The sequence below is a fragment of the Pseudomonas juntendi genome, assembly GCF_009932375.1.
Lineage (GTDB): Bacteria > Pseudomonadota > Gammaproteobacteria > Pseudomonadales > Pseudomonadaceae > Aquipseudomonas > Aquipseudomonas juntendi.
Genome location: NZ_BLJG01000029.1, coordinates 37,082 through 56,447, shown reverse-complemented (window position 1 = coordinate 56,447; position 19,366 = coordinate 37,082). Strand labels below are relative to the sequence as shown.

Sequence of the window (19,366 nt, the reverse complement as noted above, 5' to 3'; positions counted from 1 at the left end):
TAGGGCCAGACCTGCAAAATGAGTTCGATTACCGAACACCAACCAAACTTGGCGTGTCCGCTATCCGCCCACCCAATCCCAACGCCGCATTGCCCAACCCCCGCCTTTTTGCTTAAGTGTGCTCATCCACCGGCTGTCGCCTGCCCCCGCGACCTGCAACCGGCCCGATAGAATGACCGTGACGACCGCAACCACAGCCCCACAAGGCCGTAGGAAGCGGCGACCAGAACAATAACGACGCCGAGTGCCTTGCCTATGGAAAACCGCCTGCTGAGCGAGCGCAGTAGCGTGTTTCACCACGCCGACCCGTATGCTGTGTCCGATTATGTCAACCAGCATGTCGGCCAGCATTGCATCGGCCTGTCGCGCACCACCCACCCCCAGGCCAGCCTCAGCCATCGCAAATTCGCCGAACTCGATCTGTGCCGCATCAGCTACGGCGGCAGCGTGCGGGTGACCTCGCCAGCCCTGGAAACCATCTACCACCTGCAGGTGCTGCTTAACGGCAACTGCCTGTGGCGCGGACACAAGGGTGAGCAGCATCTGGTACCGGGCGAACTGCTGCTGATCAACCCTGACGACCCGGTTGACCTGACCTATTCGCAAGACTGCGAAAAATTCATTCTCAAGGTGCCTGCGCGTTTGCTCGATTCAATCTGCGATGAACAGCGCTGGCACCGCCCCGACGGCGGCGTGCGCTTTTTGCGTAACCATTATCGGCTGGATGAACTGGATGGCTTCGTCAACCTGCTGGCAATGGTTTGCCATGAGGCGGAGGTGAGCGATTCGCTGCCGCGGGTGCAGGGCCATTACAGCCAGATCGTCGCCAGCAAGCTGCTGACCCTGATGAACACCAATCTCCGCCGCGAGAGCCTGGGCTCGCCGGGCGCGAGCCTTGAGCGGATCATCGACCACATCGACCGTAACCTGAAAGTTGAACTGACCGCCGAAGCACTGGCAGAGCAGGCGTGCATGAGCCTGCGTTCGTTGTATGCCTTGTTTGAACGGCACTTGCAGACCACGCCGAAGCACTATGTACGCCAGCGCAAGCTGGAGCAGGTGCATGCCTGCCTGAGCGATGCCAGTTGTTCGGTACGCAGTGTGACCGAACTGGCCATGGACTATGGCTTTCTGCACCTGGGGCGGTTCTCCGAGGTGTATCGGCAGCAGTTTGGCGAGTTGCCCTCGGAAACCTTGCGTAATCGGCGCTGAACGACACCGGCCTCTTCGCGGGCGCGCCCGCTCCCACAGGAATTCCTGACCTTTGAGGGATACACAGTACCTGTGGGAGCGGGCGTGCCCGCGAAGAGGCCCTTGAACCTTTCACATCCACCTGCACAAAACGGATAGCACCCCGCACAAACCGGATATTGCCGCCCCATACCAATCCCTAACCTGACCAGGTCTAAACAATAACAAGGGAGACCCTGGCCATGTCCCTGGGATTCGACTACCTCGATGCCATGCTCGAGGACGACCGTGAAAAGGGCATCTACCGCTGCAAGCGCGAGATGTTCACTGACCCTCGCCTGTTCGACCTGGAGATGAAACACATCTTCGAGGGCAACTGGATTTACCTGGCCCACGAAAGCCAGGTCTCCGAGAACAACGACTTCCTCACCCTGACCATGGGGCGCCAGCCGATCTTCATCGCGCGCAACAAGGACGGTGAGCTCAACGCCTTCCTCAACGCCTGCAGCCACCGCGGTGCCATGCTCTGCCGGCACAAGCGCGGCAACCGTTCCAGCTACACCTGCCCGTTCCACGGCTGGACCTTCAACAACAGCGGCAAGCTGCTCAAGGTAAAAGACCCGAGCAATGCCGGCTACCCCGACAGCTTCAACTGCGAGGGCTCCCACGACCTGACCAAGGTGGCGCGCTTCGAGTCGTACCGCGGCTTCCTGTTCGGCAGCCTGAATGCCGACGTCAAGCCGCTGGTCGAGCACCTGGGCGAGTCGGCGAAGATCATCGACATGATCGTCGACCAGTCGCCGGAAGGCCTGGAAGTGCTGCGCGGTGCCAGCTCGTACATTTATGAAGGCAACTGGAAGCTCACTGCTGAAAACGGTGCCGACGGCTACCACGTTAGCTCCGTGCACTGGAACTACGCTGCCACCCAGAACCAGCGCAAGCAGCGCGAGGCCGGTGACGCGATCAAGACCATGAGCGCTGGCGCCTGGGCCAAGCAGGGCGGTGGCTTCTATTCCTTCGAGCACGGCCACCTGCTGCTGTGGACCCGCTGGGCCAACCCCGAGGACCGCCCCGCCTACGAGCGCCGTGAGCAGTTGGCGGCCGACTTCGGCCAGGCCCGGGCCGACTGGATGATCGAGAACTCGCGCAACCTGTGCCTGTACCCGAACGTGTACCTGATGGACCAGTTCAGCTCGCAGATCCGCGTTGCCCGGCCGATTTCGGTGAACAAGACCGAAATCACCATCTATTGCATCGCGCCGAAAGGCGAGAGCGCCGAGGCGCGGGCCAAGCGTATCCGCCAGTACGAAGACTTCTTCAACGTCAGCGGCATGGCCACCCCGGACGACCTGGAAGAGTTCCGCTCGTGCCAGACTGGCTATGGCCGCGGTACTGGCTGGAACGACATGTCCCGCGGTGCGGCGCACTGGGTGGAAGGCGCCGATGCGGCGGCCAAAGAGATCGAACTGCAGCCGCTACTGTCTGGCGTGCGCACCGAGGACGAAGGCCTGTTCGTGCTGCAGCACAAGTATTGGCAGGCCACCATGGTCCGCGCCCTCAAGCACGAACAACACTTGATCCCCGTGGAGGCCGTGCAATGAGCCTGCATGAAACCGTGCGCGATTTCCTTTACCGCGAGGCGCGCTACCTGGACGATGCCCAGTGGGACCAATGGCTGGAACTGTACGCCAGCGACGTCAGCTTCTGGATGCCGAGCTGGGACGATGACGACAGCCTGACCGAAGACCCACAAAGCGAAATCTCGCTGATCTGGTACGGCAACCGTGGTGGCCTGGAAGACCGCATATTCCGCATCAAGACCGAGCGCTCCAGTGCGACCGTCCCTGATACCCGCACCTCGCACAACATCAGCAACATCGAGATCGTGGAACAGGGCGAGGGCAGCTGCAAGGTGCGCTTCAACTGGCACACGCTGAGCTTCCGCTACAAGACCACCGACAGTTACTTTGGCACCAGTTTCTACACCCTCGACCTGCGCGGTGAGCAGCCGCTGATCAAGGCGAAAAAGGTCGTGCTGAAGAACGACTATGTGCGCCAGGTCATCGACATCTACCACATCTGATACAGGGTTTTGCGAGCACTGCCCGGTGCGTTTTGCGACGCGCCGTGGGTCGGCTCGCCCGCGAGGTGCAACATGAGCTACCAGATCGCACTGAATTTCGAAGACGGGGTCACCCGCTTCATTGAGGCCACGGGCCACGAGACCGTGGCCGACGCTGCCTATCGCCAGGGCATGAATATCCCGCTCGACTGTCGCGACGGCGCCTGCGGCACCTGCAAGTGCAAGGCCGAGTCCGGGCGTTACGACCTGGGCGACAACTTTATCGAAGATGCCTTGAGCGAAGACGAAATCGCCGAAGGCTTCGTGCTGACCTGCCAGATGCGCGCCGAAAGCGACTGCGTGATTCACATTCCGGTGTCGTCGCAGCTGTGCAAGACCGAACAGGGCAGTTTCGAGGCGGCCATCAGCGATGTGCGCCAATTGTCGGCCAGCACCATTGCCCTGTCGATCAAGGGCGAAGCGCTGAGCCGCCTGGCGTTCCTGCCAGGGCAGTACGTGAACCTGAAGGTGCCGGGCAGCGAGCAGAGCCGCGCCTACTCGTTCAGCTCGTTGCAGAAGGACGGCGAAGTCAGCTTTCTGATCCGCAACGTGCCGGGCGGCCTGATGAGCAGCTTCCTGACCAACCTGGCGAAGGCCGGCGACAGCATGAGCCTGACCGGGCCGTTGGGCAGCTTCTACCTGCGCCCGATTCGGCGCCCGCTGTTGCTGCTGGCCGGCGGTACCGGCCTGGCGCCATTCACCGCGATGCTGGAAAAGATCGCCGAGCAGGGCAGTGAACACCCGCTGCACCTGATCTATGGCGTGACCAACGACTTCGACCTGGTCGAGCTCGACCGCCTGCAAGCACTGGCTGCACGCATCCCCAACTTCACCTACAGCGCCTGCGTGACCAACCCGGACAGCCAATACCCGCACAAGGGCTACGTGACCCAGCACATCGAGCCGGGCCACCTCAACGATGGCGATGTGGATGTGTACCTGTGCGGGCCACCGCCGATGGTCGAAGCGGTCAGCCAGTACGTGCGTGAGCAGGGCATTACCCCGGCCAACTTCTACTACGAAAAGTTCGCGGCGGCGGCCTGATTACCTTTACCCCGAGCATGACACCGCCCCCTGTAGGAGCGGGTTTACCCGCGAAGAGGCCAGCAGGTACAGCAACGTTGCCTGGTCGGACGCATTCGCGGGTAAACCCGCTCCTACGGGGACCGCGGGGAAGCGGAGATTTGAACATGAACAAAAGATTCGAAGGCAAGGTTGCCCTGGTCACCGGCGCCGCCCAAGGCATTGGTCGTGGCGTGTGTTGGCGGCTCAAGGCCGAGGGGGCGCAAGTGGTGGCGGTAGACCGCTCCGAACTGGTCCACGAACTGGCCGGCGAGGGGGTGCTGACCCTGACCGCCGACCTTGAACGGCACGCCGACTGCGTCCGGGTCATGGCCAGCGCAGTAGCAACGTTCAGCCGCCTCGACATACTGGTCAACAATGTGGGCGGTACCATTTGGGCCAAGCCTTTCGAGCACTACGCGGCCGAAGAGATAGAAGCCGAAGTGCGCCGCTCGCTGTTCCCCACCCTGTGGTGCTGCCACGCCGCACTGCCGTACATGCTCGAATGCGGCAGTGGGGTCATTGTCAATGTCTCGTCGGTCGCCACGCGGGGCGTGAACCGGGTGCCGTATGGTGCGGCCAAGGGTGGGGTCAATGCGCTGACTGCTTGCCTGGCCTTCGAAACCGCTGGCCGTGGCATCCGCGTCAACGCCACCGCGCCGGGTGGCACCGAAGCGCCGCCGCGGCGGGTACCGCGCAACACCGCCGAGCAAACCGAGCAGGAGAGGCGCTGGTACCAGCAAATTGTCGACCAGACCCTCGACAGCAGCCTGATGCACCGCTACGGCAGCATCGACGAGCAGGTCGGGGCAATTCTGTTCCTGGCCAGCGATGAAGCGTCATACATCACCGGCGTGACCCTGCCGGTAGGGGGCGGCGACCTCGGCTGAACCGCCCGGTCTTGCGGCGTTGCATCTGGCAACAAGGCGGGGAATTGCCTAGCGGCCCTGGTTGAGGGTAGTTTCCCGTCACCACCTGCCAGGAATGCTCCCTTGGACTCGATTACCCAAGCTGTACTCGGCGCCGCCCTGCAGGGTGCCGTGCTGGGCCGCCTGCAAGGCCGCCGCGCGCTGTTGTATGGCGCGGCGTTGGGCACGCTGCCGGACCTCGACGTGATCATCCGCTACGCCGACCCGGTGTCGCAGATGACTTACCACCGCGGCTTCTCCCACTCGCTGTTCGTGCTCACCGGGCTGGCCTTGCTGCTGGCCTGGCTGGTCAACAAGTGCTGGCCCGACAAAGGCTATACCTTGAACAGGCTGTTCCTGGCGTTCTGGCTGGTGCTGATCACCCACCCATTGCTCGATGCCTTCACGGTCTATGGCACCCAGTTGTTCTGGCCTCTGCCAGTCACACCGCAAAGCTGGGCTGCGGTGTTCATCATCGACCCGGTGTATACCTTGCCCCTGGTGGCCGCCGTTATCTACGCGGCCGTGCGCGGAGTGACTGCCAGGGCCACGCGGCTGCTGACCCTGGCACTGGTGTTCAGCACGGCGTACCTCGGTTTCGGCCTTGCCGGGCGCATGGCCGCCGAGCAGCGCTTCCAGGCCGCACTGGACCAGCAAGGTATCGTCACCACTGAATTGCGGGCCGTGCCCATTGCCTTCAACAGCCTGGTCTGGCGAGTGTTGGCAAAAACGCCCGGGGGTGACTATTACGAGGGCATCAGCAGCGCCTTCGACCGGCAGGCGCCAGAAATGCAGCGCTTGCCGCGCAACACGCAGTTGGCGCAGGTGTTGGCCACCGATGAGCTGTATCAGCGTTTGCGCTGGTTCACCGATGACTGGTTGCGTTACGACCAGGTCGGCGACGTGCTGGTGGTCACGGACTTGCGCATGGGTATCCCGGGCAACTACAGCTTCCGTTTCCGCATGGCCCACCGGGACAGCCAGGGGCAGTGGGTGGTCGATGTGCCAGCGGCTTTCCAAACCGGGCCCGGGTCGATGTTCAACAGGCGCGACCTGGTGCTGATCTGGCGGCGTGTCTTGGAGCAGCAACCACCGCTGCCGTTGGCCCTGTGGACCGAGCGCTACCTGGGCCTCAGCCCTGCCGAACGCGAGCGCTGAGGGTTGCGCTCGGCGGGGCTGGACCTGGTCAAATGGACCGCCATGGCGACCATGGTCGCCGATCACCTGCGCTTTCTCTGGCCCACAGCCGATGGCCTGTTCGTGGTGGGTAGGCTGGCGTTCCCGTTGTTTTGCCTGGCCATTGCAGTGAATGTGCAGCGGGCCAGGGCAGGAGCTTTCAATACCATTGGCAATGTGCGCTACCTGGGGCTGATGCTGCTGTTCGCGGTGCTGTCGGAACCTGCATATCGCTGGCTGGATGGCGGCTCGCAGACATTGAACGTGATGCCGACGCTGGTATTGGGGTTGCTGGTGGCCTGGGGTGTGCATCACCCGTTGCTGTCGCTGCGTTTGCTGGGTTTGGCGGCCGGGCTGGCAGGTTTTTTGTTCAGTGGGCAGTTGATGTATGGGGTGCCCGGGGTATTGCTGCCAGGCGCCTGCCTGATGGCGCGCCGGCAGGGCGGCGCGGCCTGGGTGTTACCTTGCCTGCTGGCCATGGGCGGCAACCTGACCAATAGCTGGTTGCAGGCGCATTTGCTGGCACCGATCACCCTGCTCACACTGCTGAGCGCGGCCTCGGCGCTTGCGCTTGGCTTAGTGCTGTTGCGCCATGATGATTGGCGGGTGCCGGCAGTGGGGCGCTGGGGCTATCTGTTTTATCCAGTGCATCTGCTGGTAATTAAAGGTGCTGTCCTGAGCCTGTGATCGAAGGGCGGGCCTACCCAAGCCCCTTCAGCCGATCAGCATCAGGGCCTGTTGCAGGGTCAACGGCTGTTTCATACGCTGCGACAGCGCCGCCATGGCGTCGGAATACCCCCTGGCAATCACTGCCTCGACCTGCTCGTTCACACACTGCAGGGCAATGAAGTCACCTGTTTCCGGCCCGCCGACGAACTCGATGCGGTTCCAGTCCTGTGCGTGCCCCAGCACCTCGAAGGTGACCCCGTGCTGGTAGGTCCAGAAGAACGGCACGTCGGCGTAGCGGCGTTGCTCGCCGAGCATGTTGGCCGCTGCGATCACCCCCTGTTGCTGCGCCAGGCGCCAGTGCTCGATGCGCACCGGGCGCCCGGCAAGCGGGAATGTGGCGATGTCCCCTGCCGCCCATAGGCCGGGGGCAGCACGCATGTCGGCGTCGACCCTCACCGATTTGTCTTCCCCAAGGGGAACCCCGTGCAGAAACGCGGTCGCGGGGCTGACGCCGGTTCCCAGCACGACCAAGGCTGTTTGCAGGCGCTCGCCGTTGGCCAGTACCACGGCCTCGACCTGCCCCTGGCCTTCGATCAGCTTGACCTCGGTGGGGCCGTGAAAAGTCACCCCTTGAGCCTCATGCAGCGTGCGCAGGCAACGGCCAATGCGCTCACCCAGCTGTCGAGCCAGGGGGATCTCGTGGCGGGCTACCACATGCACCCGCGCGCCGTACGCCTGCAGGGCCGAAGCGGCCTCCAGGCCGATGAAGCCGTCGCCCACAATGACCACCGGCTGGCCGGGCTCGGCCGCATCGAGCACGCGCTCAGCATCGTCGCGGGAACGCAGGGTGAACACCCCAGGCAGATCGATACCGGCCAGTTGCGGGCGCACGGGCTTACCGCCGGTGGCAAGCAGGCAAGCGTCATACGCGATCGACTGGCCGTCAGCCAAAGTGATTTGGCGGTGCTGACTGTCAACGCTGCGCACCTTGCCATGCTTGCGCTCCAGTTGGCCTTGGCGCAAGGCATCGGCGTCGAGCAAGGCGGGTACTTCGTCGGGGGGCATCTGCCCGGCGATCACGAATTTGCTCAGCGAGGTCCGGTCATAGGCGGGCTGACGCTCCTGGTCTATCCACACCAGCCGGCCGGCAAAACCTTGCCTGAGCAGGGCGGCCACCGCAGCGCTGCCCGCGGCCCCGGCACCCACCACCACAAAGCAGCGGGCATCGCTGTGCCTGGGCGGCTCGACGGCAGCCAGGGGCTGGTCATCTACCCACACCTGATCGCCCTTGAGCAACACCTGGTAGCGGCGCAGGTCGGCAAGTGCCGGCGGTTCGCAGACTGCGCCGTCGTCGACGGCAAACGCGGCTTTGTGCCACGGGCAGACCAGTAGCCCGGCGCACACCACACCCTCGTCGAGCGGCGCGCCGGCGTGCGGGCAATTGGCCTGATAGGCGCGTACCTGCTGGCCTTGGCGAACGAGGATGATCTCTTCGCTGCCGGCCTGAACGCGCAACGGGCGGTGCTCGTCGAGTTGTGCCAGGCGGGCCACGGCGTACTGGGTCATGAGGGTTCTCCAAAGGGGGCCTTTGGAACCCTTTGACGCCTGAGGTGGGAAGGGGATGCGTTGGGCTGACGACCGGTGTTCCGGTGGTAGCGGGCCAGGCCCGCTGCCACTAGAACACGCCCGTTGCATCACTATGCTGGCGTGGTCTGGCAGCGGGCTGGCTCGCCGCTGGACTCAATTGGCCCGTGCAGCACTCAGTGCACCGGCCCTGGTCACGCGCAGCGCCACCAGGCTACCGAGCACGATCAGTGCCGCCAACGAATACAGGGCGGCATCGGTGGACCCAGTCTGGTCCTTGATGAACCCCACCAGGTACGGGCTGAGGAAGCCGGCCATCTGGCCGACCGAGTTGATGATCGCCAGGCCAGCCACGGCGGCACTGGCGCTGAGCAGCGCCGTGGGCATCGGCCAGAACATCGGCAGACCAGTGAGCGCGCCCATGGTGGCGATGGACAGGCCAAGGATGGCGATGGCCGGGTTGGCGGCGAAGTTGACTGCGATCAGCAAGCCCACGGCGCCCATGAGCATCGGCACCACCAGATGCCAGCGGCGTTCGTTGCGCAAATCGGCCGAGCGCCCGCAGAGAATCATGAACACCCCGGCCAACAAGTACGGAATGGCGCTGAGCCAGCCGATCAGCAGCGGGTTGTCGAAGCCCATGCCCTTGATGATCGACGGCAACCAGAAGTTGATGGCGTAGACACCGCTCTGGATACAGAAATAGACGAAACCAAAGGTCCAGATCAGCGGGTTGGTCAGTACCGCCAGTACACTGTCGCCGGCAGTGGCAGGCTTGCTGGCAGCATCGGCCGCCAAGTCTGCGGCGATCAGCTGGCGTTCGCCCGCGCTCAACCAGGCAGCCTTCTCGTAACCGTCACTGAGCAGGAACACTGCCAGAATGCCCAGGGCCACGGTCGGCAAGCCCTGGATCAGGAACATCCATTGCCAGCCGGCCAGGCCATGCTGGCCGGCGGCGAAATGTTCAAGGATCCAGCCGGAGAACGGCCCGCCCAGCAGGCCCGAAACCGGGATAGCCGACATGAACAGGGCCATGATGCGCCCGCGTCTGGCTGCCGGGAACCAGCGCGAAAGGTACAACACCACACCCGGGAAGAAGCCAGCTTCGGCCGCCCCAGTGAGCAGGCGCAAGGTATAGAACTCGGTCGGGGTGGTGACGAACAGCAGGCAAGTGGACAAACTGCCCCAGGCGATCATCATCAGCGCGATCCAGCGCCGAGGGCCGAAGCGGTTGAGCGCCAGGTTGCTGGGCAGGCCGCACAATACATAGCCGATGAAGAAGATGCCGGCGCCAAGGCCGTACACGGTTTCGCTGAACTTCAGCGCGTCGAGCATCTGCAGCTTGGCAAAGCCGACGTTGACGCGGTCCAGGTAGTTGAACAGGTAGCAGATGAAAATGAACGGAATCAGCCGCAGGGTGACGCGCCGGTACAGCGCGTTGCGGGTGGTGTCCGTGCCTTGGTCAGGGGCTGGGCTGTGTGCCATGATCGGATTCTCTGTTGTTATGGTTATCGCCGCGTCGCCTGTGCCGGCGCTCGCCCTGACGAGTCTCGGGGACTGCGGCGTGCCTGTCTTTGTGCTTTTGCACAGTGCCGGGCGCGGGCTGCTGTGCCCGAGCCCAAAAGCCTAACACCCTAAGGACCGTGCAATGTTCGAACTCGACCATGACCTGGCACAGGATATCGTTGACCGGGCAATGGCCATTCTGCCGTGCAACGTCAATGTCATGGACAGCCAGGGGTTGATCCTGGGCAGCGGCGAGCCGGAACGCATCAACACCCGCCATGAAGGCGCCCAGTTGGTGCTTGCCAACGGCCGGATCGTCGAATTGGACACTGACGCGGCCAAATGCCTGAAGGGCGTGCAGCCTGGGGTCAACCTGCCGTTGATGCTCGACGGCAGGTTGATGGGCGTGCTGGGCCTGACCGGCGACCCGCAGCACGTGCGAACCTACGGTGAACTGGTGCGCATGACCGCCGAAATGCTGCTGGCCCAGCGCCATTTGCAGGCCGACCAGCAGTGGCGGCGGCAGCGCTGTGACGACCTGCTGGCGTTGCTGCTTGGCGGCAGCGGTGATTCCCCGCGGTTGCTCGACGAAGCCCGGCAACTGGGCCTGAAGCCACAGCTGCCGCGCGTGCCGTGCTTGTTCGAACTGGCCTCGGGGCCGGCCGCCGAGGCACTGGCAGCGTGGTTGATCAGCCGTTACCCCGACAGCTGGTGCGTCAGCCCGGCGCGGCAATCGTTGCTGTGGTGCCGCCCGGCGGGTGTCGCACTGGATGAGCCGCGCCTGCTGGAACGCCTGCAACGGCATGGCTGGGAAGTGGAACGGCTAGCCCTGGGCAGCGCCGCGCAGAGCCTGGAGCAGTTGCGCCGGGGTTACCGTCGGGTGCGTGACTTGCTGGCTTATGGCCGTGAGGTATTGCCTGGCGAACGCCTACTCAGCCTGCAGCGCTACCGGCTGCCGGCGCTGCTGTGGCGCCACCGCAATGATGACGCACTGGATGAACTGCTGGAGCCGTTGCAGCGCATACGCGTCAAGGACAGCAGCGGCCAGTTGCTGACCACCCTGCGGGCCTGGTGTGCCCATGACGGCCAGAGCCAGGCCTGTGCCGATGCCTTGGGCATCCACCGCAACAGCCTGCGCTACCGGCTGGAGCGCATTGCCGAGTTGGGCGAGGTCGACCCGCTGCGGATGGAAGGCATGCTGAGCTTGTACCTGGGGTTGCAGCTGTTGCCTGCAAACTGAAGCATTTCTCTGTTGCGGCCCTATCGCCGGCAAGCCGGCTCCCACAGATACAGGCCTGAGGGAGCACTCATTCCTGTGGGAGCCGGCTTGCCGGCGATAGGGCCGCCACAGGCCAAAGGCATCCGCCCAAACAACCCACCCAGGGTTTTGTGCATTTGACCGAGGCCGCCTGGGCGCACAGCTGTCAGCATGCCGCCATCAGGACAGGAGAATCCCCATGAAGATCGTCATTGCCCCCGACTCGTTCAAGGACAGCCTCGATGCTGCCGGGGTTGCGCGCGCCATCGCCGCCGGCTTGCGTGAGGGTTGCCCGGGTGTGCAGGTGGTCGAATGCCCGATGGCCGATGGTGGCGAAGGCACCATGGACGCGATCCTTGCCGCCAGCGACGGCGAGCTGCGCCGCCAGACCGTTCGCGGGCCGCTGGGGCAGAGCGTGGAAGCCGGCTGGGGCTGGTTGCCGCACAGCCGCACGGCAATCATCGAAATGGCCCAGGCCAGTGGCCTGCAGCTGGTCCCAACCGGGCAGCGCGATGCCTGCCGCAGCAGCACCTGGGGTACCGGCGAGCTGATTGCCGCCGCGTTGGCTGCCGGCGCACAGCGCGTGGTGCTGGCCATTGGCGGCAGTGCCACCAATGACGCCGGTAGCGGCATGTTGCGTGCGTTGGGCCTGCGCCTGCTGGATGCCCAGGGGCAGGCGCTGGAGGAAGGGGGGCTGACTTTGGCGCAGTTGGCGCATATCGATGCCAGCGATCTCGACCCACGCCTGGCTGAGGTACAGTTCGAGGTAGCGGCCGACGTCGACAACCCGCTGTGCGGGGCCAATGGTGCATCGGCGATCTTCGGCCCACAGAAGGGCGCCAACCCGCAGCAGGTGCAGGCGCTGGACCAAGCGCTGGGGCATTTTGCCGACCAATGTGCGCAGTTGCTGGGTGAGGATGTGCGTGACTACCCAGGTTGTGGCGCCGCCGGTGGCATGGGTTTCGCCGCGCGGGCATTCATGGGCGCGCAGTTCCGCCCCGGGGTAGAGGTGGTGGCGGAACTGGCCGGGCTCGATGCCCTGGTCCAAGGTGCTGATCTGGTGGTGACGGGCGAGGGGCGCTTCGATGCACAGACCTTGCGCGGCAAGACGCCAATGGGCGTGGCCCGGGTCGCCAAGCGCCACGGGGTACCGGTGGTGGTACTGGCCGGGACCTTGGGTGAGGGCTACCAGCAATTGTATGCGCACGGCGTGGATGCGGCCTTTACCCTGAGCAGTGGGCCAATGAGCCTGGAGCAGGCATGTGCCGATGCCGCTGAGCTGCTGCAGGCGCGGGCCTGTGACATCGCCCGCCTGTGGCGCTGCGCAGCCGTCAGGGAATGAGCACCTGCTCATGGCCGGCCGGTAGGGCGGCCAGTTCGCCGAAGCGTTGTGCCGCATCGATGTAGCGCAGCGCCGACTTGGCGTCTTTCCAGCCCACATAGCTCATCAACGCTTTCAACTCCCAACCATTGGCGGTGGCCCAGGTGGCGAAACCGCGCCGCAGCGAGTGGCCGGTGTACAAGGCTGCCGGAACCCCGGCGCGTGCCAGCATGCGCCTTAGCAGCCCCACCAGGCTGTTGCTGTTGAGCGCGCTGTCGCCCAGGTTGCCCCAACGGTCGAGCTTGCGAAACACCGGCCCGTGGGCAATGCCGGCAACCTCCAGCCATTGCAGGTAGGCCGTGACCGGGCACAGGGCCTTGAGCGCGGGGGTGCGGTGCTGCACCCCCAGCGCTTCGCGGTCACCCTTGCTGCGTGGCAGGAACAGGGTGATGCCGACACCCGCTTCGGCCTGGACATGCTCCACGCGCAGGCGCGCCAGCTCATCGCCACGAAAACCCCGCCAAAAGCCCAGCAACAGCAGCGCGCTATCGCGCCGTGCGCGGCGCAAGGCGGCCAAGTCGTGATTCTCACGGGCCTGGCGGGCTTCCTCTTCGAAACAGGCGACCGCCGTTTGCAGGTGCTGCAGCAGCAGCGGGGCAGCCTGCTTGGGCGGGGCCGGGTGCAAGCTACGAATGCCGCGCAGCACCTGGCGCACCAGGGGGGCCTTGGTGGGGTCGGGAAAGCCTTGGGCAACGTGCCACTGGCTCAGCGCGGCCAGCCGTTGGCGCAGGGTGCTGACGGCATGCTGGTCGGCATGCTCGGCCAGGTAACGGGCGATGCTCTCGGCGGTGGCCGGCAGGAAGCCGCCCCAGTGGCTTTCGAAATGTTCGACGGCAGCCTGATAGCTACGCCGAGTGTTGTCGCGGGTGGCGGCGCGCAGGTAGCGTTCGATATCGGTCATGGTGCAAGCGGCGGTGGAGGACGGCTACACGATAAACCTAAATCACCCGGCTGTCCCGGGTGTGATCGGGCGCGCTGTACAGCAGCGGCACGCTGCGGTATACCTGAGCGCGACCAAGGGGAGCCCGGCAACGGGCTGAGAAACCGCTGAGCATCGCAGCGCGGTGACCCTTCGAACCTGATCCGGATCATGCCGGCGAAGGGATGGGCTCGATACGTGTCGTTACCTGCCTTTTTGCCGGCCTCACATGCGAGGCTCGTCCATGCCCAGTGCCAAGGTCTCGCTGCCATCCCCCCACAAGGACAGCACCATGACCGAACGCTTCAGCCAGACCCTGCGCCGCCATAGCGACCCGACCTGGTCGGCCGCCGTTGGCCACCGTTTCGTGACCCAACTGTGTGACGGCAGCCTGCCGGCGCCGATCATGATCGACTACCTGGTGCAGGACCACCGCTTTCTCGACAGCTTCCTGACCTTGCTCGGTGCCGCCATCGCCACCGCCGATACCTTCGAGGCCCGGCTGCGCTTCGGCCGCTTTGCCGGCATGATCTGCAGCGACGAGAACACCTATTTCCTGCGCGCGTTCGAGGCGCTGGATGTCAGCCCGGCGCAACGCCGCGAACCCGCCGATACCGCACCCACCGCCGGTTTCAAGGCGATCATGCGCGAAGCGGCCGCCACCCGTTCCTACGCGGCGGCGCTGGCGGTGCTCAACGTTGCCGAGGGCCTGTACCTGGACTGGGCGTTGAAGGCGCCCAAGCCCTTGCCGGCCAACTTTGTCCATGCCGAATGGATCACGCTGCATGACAACCCGGCCTTCCAGGACTTCGTTGCCTTCCTGCAGGCCGAACTGGACCGGGTAGGCCCGCAGGCGGCGGCGCTGGCCAGTGACTTCTACCAACGCACCGTGGCACTGGAGCTGGCCTTCTTCGATGCCATCTACCCGGAGGGCCAGTGAGCATGGATATCTTCGAGCGCCTGAAAACCGCCGCCAACCGCCCCTGGGCCCGCTATGTCACGCATGACTTCGTGCAGCAGATGGGCGCGGGCACGTTGAGCGAGCAAGCGTTTCGTACCTACCTGGTGCAGGACTACCTGTTCCTGGTCCAGTTTGCCCGGGCCTGGGCGCTGGCTGCCTACAAAAGCCGACGCCCGGCGGACATTCGTGCCGCACAGACCACGCTGGCGGCCATTCTCGATGAAACCGAGCTGCACCTGCGGCTGTGCGCGCGCTGGGGGTTGAGCCAGGCCGACATTGAAGCGGCGCCAGAGCATCAGGCCACCGTGGCCTATACCCGTTACGTGCTGGACTGCGGCGCTGCCGGGGACCTGCTGGAGCTGCAGGTGGCACTGGCCCCCTGCGTGGTCGGCTATGCCGAAATCGGCCGCGCCCTGGCCGAGCAGATTGGCGACTTGAGCGGCCACCCGTACCGCGAGTGGATTGGCGAGTACGCGGGTGCAGCCTACCAGGGCGTGGCTGCCGCAGCTCGCCGGCACCTCGACGAGCTGGCAGCACGCAGCATGACCGAGCAGCGTTTTGCCGAACTGGCAGCCATTTTCGCCCAGGCCTCCAGCCTGGAAGCGGATTTCTGGCAGATGGGGCTGGACGGGGCGGCATAACGTTGCATGCGGTGTCGGGCTGGGTGGTTACTACTCAGCCCAGAACCGCTTTGGTGCATGAATGCCTCAAAAGAAGTCGAGCCGCACACTTTCACCGGGCTAAAACCCGGCTTTACTGGTCACTGTGCACATTCACCAATGGGCTGCATGCCCGGTTTTTTCGCTGTTTGGCGGCCGCAAAAAGCGGCCCGCATCTTGCTCCAGCTGCTCCCAACTACAACCTGGAGCCCCGTGCAATGAGCTCACCCAGCGAATTTCCACTCAGCGAAGCGCCGCCATCAGCCCGCAAGGGCCTGCTGCCGATCACCATGGTCCTGTTCAGTTTCACCTTCTTCACCGGCACCATGTTTGCCGGCGGCAAACTGGGCATGGCGTTCAGTTTCGCCGACATGCTATGGGTCGCCACCCTCGGTAACAGCTTGCTTGCGCTGTATGCCGCCGCGTTGGCCTTCATTGCCTCGCGTAGCGGCCTGAACACGGTGTTGATGGGGCGTTTCTGTTTCGGGGAGGCAGGCAGCCGGCTGTCCGACTTCCTGCTGGGCTTCGCCGAACTGGGCTGGTACGCCTGGGGCACCGCCACGGTGGCGATCGTGCTGGTCAAGCTGCTTGGCCTGGCAGAGGGTTTCAGCCTGCCGTTGATGGTGCTGTTCGGCCTGGGCTTCAGCATCACCGCCATCCTCGGTTTCAAGGGGCTGGATGTGCTGGCCCGGGTTTCGGTGCCACTGATGTTCGTGCTGCTGTTGGTGTCGATGTACATCGCCACCCGGGATGCCGGTGGGTTCGCCGGCCTGGCGGCGGTGGTACCGCATGAGACCATGACGTTTTCCGCGGCAGTGACCATGGTGTTCGGCACCTTTGCCAGCGGCGCCACCCAGGCGACCAACTGGACACGCCTGTCGCGCAGCGGGCGGGTAGCGGTAAGCGCCAGTGTGGTCGCGTTCCTGCTGGGCAACGGCCTGATGGTGGTGGCAGGCGCCTGGTGCGCCATGGTCTACCAGCAGGCCGATATCGTCGAAGTGATGATGCTGCAGGGCTTGTCCTTTGCCGCAGTGGTCATGCTGTGCCTGAACCTGTGGACCATCCAGGGGCCGACCATCTACAACGTTTCGGCTGCCGCGTGCCACCTGCTGCGCAGCGAGCGGCGGCGCACGGCGACCCTGTTGGCGGCCGCTGTGGGTATCGTGCTGGCCATGGGTGGGATGTACGAGATGCTGATCCCGTTCCTGGTGTTGCTGGGTTCGATCATTCCGCCGGTGGGTGGGGTGATCATGGCCGATTTCTGGTACCGCCACCGTGGCAAATACCCGGCGCTGCGCACTGCAACGCTGCCCCGCTACAACCTGGTCGGGCTGTTGGCCTACGCCGTTGGCGCCGTACTGGCCTACGCGTCGCCTTGGGTGGCACCGCTGGTGGGTATCGGCGCCTCGGCGCTGTGCTACATCGTCGTGCTCGAGCTGGGCGGGCGCCGCGCAGCGGCCCAGGCGGGCGTCGAACCGTGAGCCTGGCGCTGGAAGAAATCCTGCAGCTGCCCGGCCTGCACGAGATGAGCGTGCGCGCCGGGGCGCGCAACCTGCAACGGCGGGTACGCTGGCCTTATGTGGCAGAAAACGAAGGTATCGCCGAATGGGTGATGGGCGGCGAGCTGGTGTTCGTCACCGGCATCAACCACCCACGGGGTGAGGCCAACCTGCTTGCGCTGGTCGAAGACGGCGACGCCGTCGGCATTGCCGGCCTGGTAATCCTCACCGGCGGCAGTTTCATCCAGCACATTGCGCCTGCAGTGATTGCCCGTGCCGAGCAGCTGGGCTTGCCACTGATCGAACAGCCTTACGCCCTGAAAATGGTGGTGGTCACCCACTTGATCGGTACTGCGCTGGTGCAGATGACCCAGGTTCGCCGCTCGCGCAACGACATCCTCGGCCAACTGCTCAGTGGCGATTACCCAAGCCTGGCGATTGCCCGGCAGCGCGCTGCGCACCTGCAATTGGCGCTGGATGAGCCGCGCCGGCTGCTGGCCTTGCGCCTGGCCGGGGTCGATGAGCTGTTCCAGCGGTTGGGGCTGACGCTCGGCGAGCGGCGCTGGCAGCACACCCGCCAGGCCCTGGAGGATCAACTGCAAGCCTGGTGCCGGCAGCAGCCGGGCAGCGTCACGGCGCACCTGCCCGGTGACCTGTTCGTGGTGTTGCTGGCCGACACGCAAGACCTGCCGGAACGATTGGCCGGGTTGTACCGGCAATTGCAAGGGGTGGCCGGCGAGCTGAGCCTGTACATGGGGCTTTCCAGCCTTGCCGAAGACTGTGCACACTACCGCCAGGCCTTGAATGAAGCGCGCCAGGCACTGGATGTGGCCCGGCACCTGCGCCCGGCCAGTGGTTACTGCAATTTCAGTGAGCTGGGCGTGCTGCGCTTGCTACAGGGCATCGTCGACCGCTCGCTGATCGACGATTTCGTCAGCCGTACCCTTGGCCCGCTGCTGGCACCAGGGCGCAAGCAAGCCACTGCATTGGTCCACACCCTCGACGCCTTGCTCATGGAAAATGGCAACAGCCTCAAAGCCGCCCAGCGCCTGGGCCTGCACCGTAACACTGTCAATCAGCGCATACAGCGCATCGAACAACTGAGCGGGCAGTCGATCGACGACCCGCTTTTTCGCATGAATGCTTCGGTCGCCATGTTGGTATGGCGCATGAGCGAAGCCCACGGCAAGGAGTAACCGCATGAACATCATCAACGCCCGGCTGCGCGGCAAACCCGGCTTGTTCCGCATTGAACTTGCTGGCGAGCGCATCAGCGCAATCGTGCCGCAGGCCAATGCAGTGGCGCAGGCGCCCGGCGACCTGGACGCTGCACAGAACTTGGTGGTAGCGCCCTTTGTCGAGCCGCACATCCACCTTGACGCCACCCTGACGGCCGGTGAGCCGAGGTGGAACATGAGCGGTACGCTGTTCGAGGGCATCGAATGCTGGGCCGAGCGCAAGCAGTTCACCACCCACGATGACATCAAGGCCCGCGCGAAGAAAACCATTGGCATGCTGGTGGACCACGGTATCCAGCATGTGCGCACGCATGTCGATGTCACCGACCCGACGCTTACCGCGCTCAAGGCCATGGTCGAGGTACGCGACGAAGTCCGCGGGCTGGTCGACCTGCAGATCGTCGCGTTTCCGCAGGAAGGCATCGAGTCGTATGCCAACGGCAGGGCATTGATGACCGAAGCGGTGGCCATTGGTGCCGACGTGGTGGGGGGCATTCCGCATTTCGAGAACACCCGCGACCAGGGCGTGTCGTCGATAAAATTCCTGATGGACCTGGCCGAGCGCAGCGGCTGCCTGGTAGACGTGCACTGCGACGAAACCGACGACCCGCAGTCACGTTTTCTTGAAGTTCTGGCCGAGGAAGCCCGGGTGCGTGGCATGGGCGCCCGGGTCACCGCCAGCCATACCGTGGCGATGGGTTCGTATGACAACGCTTACTGCTACAAGCTGTTCCGCCTGTTGAAGCTGTCGGGCATCAACTTCGTGTCCTGCCCAACCGAAAGCATCCACTTGCAAGGGCGCTTCGACAACTACCCCAAGCGCCGTGGGGTTACCCGGGTAGCCGAAATCGACCGCGCCGGCATGAACGTGTGCTTTGGCCAGGACTCCATCGTGGACCCGTGGTACCCGCTGGGCAACGGCAACATCCTGCGCATTCTCGAGGCCGGGCTGCACATCTGCCACATGCTCGGCTACGAAGACTTGCAGCGTTGCCTGGACCTGATCACGGACAACAGCGCCCGCACCCTGAACCTTGGGGAGCACTATGGCATCGAGGTGGGGCGCCCAGCCAACCTGTTGCTGCTGTCGGCACCCGATGACTACGAGATGGTGCGCAGCCAGGGGCATGCGCTGGTCTCGGTGCGCCATGGCAAGGTGCTGATGCAGCGTACGCCAGCCCAGGTGCAGCGCCTGCTCTGAGCGGTTGAGGTTGGGGCCCGGCGCTATGCCGG

At 64.5% G+C, this 19,366-nt stretch carries 17 protein-coding genes and 1 riboswitch; of the genes, 14 read left to right on the top strand and 3 right to left on the bottom strand.

Annotated features, from left to right (window positions below; translation table 11 throughout):
- Window positions 1-255 precede the first annotated feature (255 nt).
- The 7 genes from GYA94_RS04085 (at window position 256) to GYA94_RS04055 (ending at window position 7,146) form a co-directional block, all read left to right on the top strand.
- Window positions 256-1,212, top strand: a complete 957-nt coding sequence (locus GYA94_RS04085) for a helix-turn-helix transcriptional regulator (protein ID WP_161891845.1) — start codon at window positions 256-258, stop codon at window positions 1,210-1,212.
- A 221-nt stretch (window positions 1,213-1,433) separates the two neighbouring features.
- On the top strand, window positions 1,434-2,792 hold the full coding sequence (gene benA / locus GYA94_RS04080) for a benzoate 1,2-dioxygenase large subunit (protein ID WP_161891844.1): 1,359 nt from the start codon (window positions 1,434-1,436) through the stop codon (window positions 2,790-2,792).
- A complete protein-coding gene (benB, locus tag GYA94_RS04075; RefSeq protein ID WP_161891843.1) occupies window positions 2,789-3,274 on the top strand; it encodes a benzoate 1,2-dioxygenase small subunit in 486 nt (161 codons plus the stop codon). Before benA ends, benB begins: the two co-directional genes overlap by 4 nt.
- A gap of 72 nt (window positions 3,275-3,346) precedes the next feature.
- Complete coding sequence (gene benC, locus GYA94_RS04070; RefSeq protein ID WP_161891842.1) at window positions 3,347-4,357, top strand: benzoate 1,2-dioxygenase electron transfer component BenC; 1,011 nt, start codon at window positions 3,347-3,349, stop codon at window positions 4,355-4,357.
- Window positions 4,358-4,503: 146 nt separating this feature from the next.
- Window positions 4,504-5,265, top strand: coding sequence for a 1,6-dihydroxycyclohexa-2,4-diene-1-carboxylate dehydrogenase (locus GYA94_RS04065; RefSeq protein WP_161891841.1), 762 nt, complete (start codon window positions 4,504-4,506; stop codon window positions 5,263-5,265).
- 102 nt (window positions 5,266-5,367) lie between these two features.
- Window positions 5,368-6,441 carry a metal-dependent hydrolase gene (locus GYA94_RS04060; RefSeq protein WP_161891840.1) on the top strand — a complete coding sequence of 358 codons (1,074 nt, stop codon included), beginning with the start codon at window positions 5,368-5,370 and terminating at the stop codon, window positions 6,439-6,441.
- 3 nt (window positions 6,442-6,444) lie between these two features.
- Window positions 6,445-7,146 carry a TraX family protein gene (locus GYA94_RS04055; RefSeq protein ID WP_161891839.1) on the top strand — a complete coding sequence of 234 codons (702 nt, stop codon included), beginning with the start codon at window positions 6,445-6,447 and terminating at the stop codon, window positions 7,144-7,146.
- 27 nt (window positions 7,147-7,173) lie between these two features.
- Here GYA94_RS04055 and GYA94_RS04050 read toward each other — a convergent pair whose 3' ends face one another.
- Both GYA94_RS04050 and GYA94_RS04045 read right to left on the bottom strand, forming a co-directional pair.
- Entirely contained in the window at window positions 7,174-8,694 is a 1,521-nt protein-coding gene (locus GYA94_RS04050; protein ID WP_161891838.1) for an FAD-dependent oxidoreductase, read from the bottom strand.
- Window positions 8,695-8,868: 174 nt separating this feature from the next.
- Window positions 8,869-10,197 (bottom strand): MFS transporter, encoded by a 1,329-nt coding sequence (locus tag GYA94_RS04045; protein ID WP_110676298.1) that lies wholly within the window; start codon window positions 10,195-10,197, stop codon window positions 8,869-8,871.
- Between the two features lie 163 nt (window positions 10,198-10,360).
- On the opposite strand from GYA94_RS04045, the gene GYA94_RS04040 reads away from it, so the two are divergent.
- The gene (locus GYA94_RS04040; protein ID WP_144188196.1) at window positions 10,361-11,458 is read left to right on the top strand and encodes a sugar diacid recognition domain-containing protein; all 1,098 of its coding nucleotides are present in this window, start codon (window positions 10,361-10,363) and stop codon (window positions 11,456-11,458) included.
- Window positions 11,459-11,675: 217 nt separating this feature from the next.
- Window positions 11,676-12,818, top strand: coding sequence for a glycerate kinase (locus GYA94_RS04035; protein WP_161891837.1), 1,143 nt, complete (start codon window positions 11,676-11,678; stop codon window positions 12,816-12,818).
- On the opposite strand, the gene GYA94_RS04030 is transcribed toward GYA94_RS04035, so the two are convergent.
- Complete coding sequence (locus GYA94_RS04030; protein ID WP_054904714.1) at window positions 12,808-13,758, bottom strand: site-specific integrase; 951 nt, start codon at window positions 13,756-13,758, stop codon at window positions 12,808-12,810. The two genes, GYA94_RS04035 and GYA94_RS04030, sit on opposite strands and share 11 nt — an antisense overlap.
- 106 nt (window positions 13,759-13,864) lie before the next feature.
- Window positions 13,865-13,979, top strand: a riboswitch (TPP riboswitch).
- Window positions 13,980-14,068: 89 nt separating this feature from the next.
- On the opposite strand from GYA94_RS04030, the gene GYA94_RS04025 reads away from it, so the two are divergent.
- The 5 genes from GYA94_RS04025 to codA all read left to right on the top strand — a co-directional run bounded on the left by GYA94_RS04025 (window position 14,069) and on the right by codA (window position 19,334).
- Window positions 14,069-14,716, top strand: coding sequence for a TenA family protein (locus GYA94_RS04025; RefSeq protein WP_161891836.1), 648 nt, complete (start codon window positions 14,069-14,071; stop codon window positions 14,714-14,716).
- A gap of 2 nt (window positions 14,717-14,718) precedes the next feature.
- Window positions 14,719-15,378: a thiaminase II gene (tenA, locus tag GYA94_RS04020; protein WP_054913734.1), complete on the top strand. Its 660-nt coding sequence runs from the start codon at window positions 14,719-14,721 to the stop codon at window positions 15,376-15,378.
- A 236-nt stretch (window positions 15,379-15,614) separates the two neighbouring features.
- Complete coding sequence (codB, locus tag GYA94_RS04015; protein WP_110676304.1) at window positions 15,615-16,877, top strand: cytosine permease; 1,263 nt, start codon at window positions 15,615-15,617, stop codon at window positions 16,875-16,877.
- Window positions 16,874-18,091, top strand: a complete 1,218-nt coding sequence (locus tag GYA94_RS04010; protein WP_054904711.1) for a PucR family transcriptional regulator — start codon at window positions 16,874-16,876, stop codon at window positions 18,089-18,091. The genes codB and GYA94_RS04010 overlap by 4 nt, the downstream gene beginning before the upstream one ends.
- 4 nt (window positions 18,092-18,095) lie before the next feature.
- Complete coding sequence (codA, locus tag GYA94_RS04005) at window positions 18,096-19,334, top strand: cytosine deaminase (protein ID WP_029886206.1); 1,239 nt, start codon at window positions 18,096-18,098, stop codon at window positions 19,332-19,334.
- Window positions 19,335-19,366: the final 32 nt, after the last annotated feature.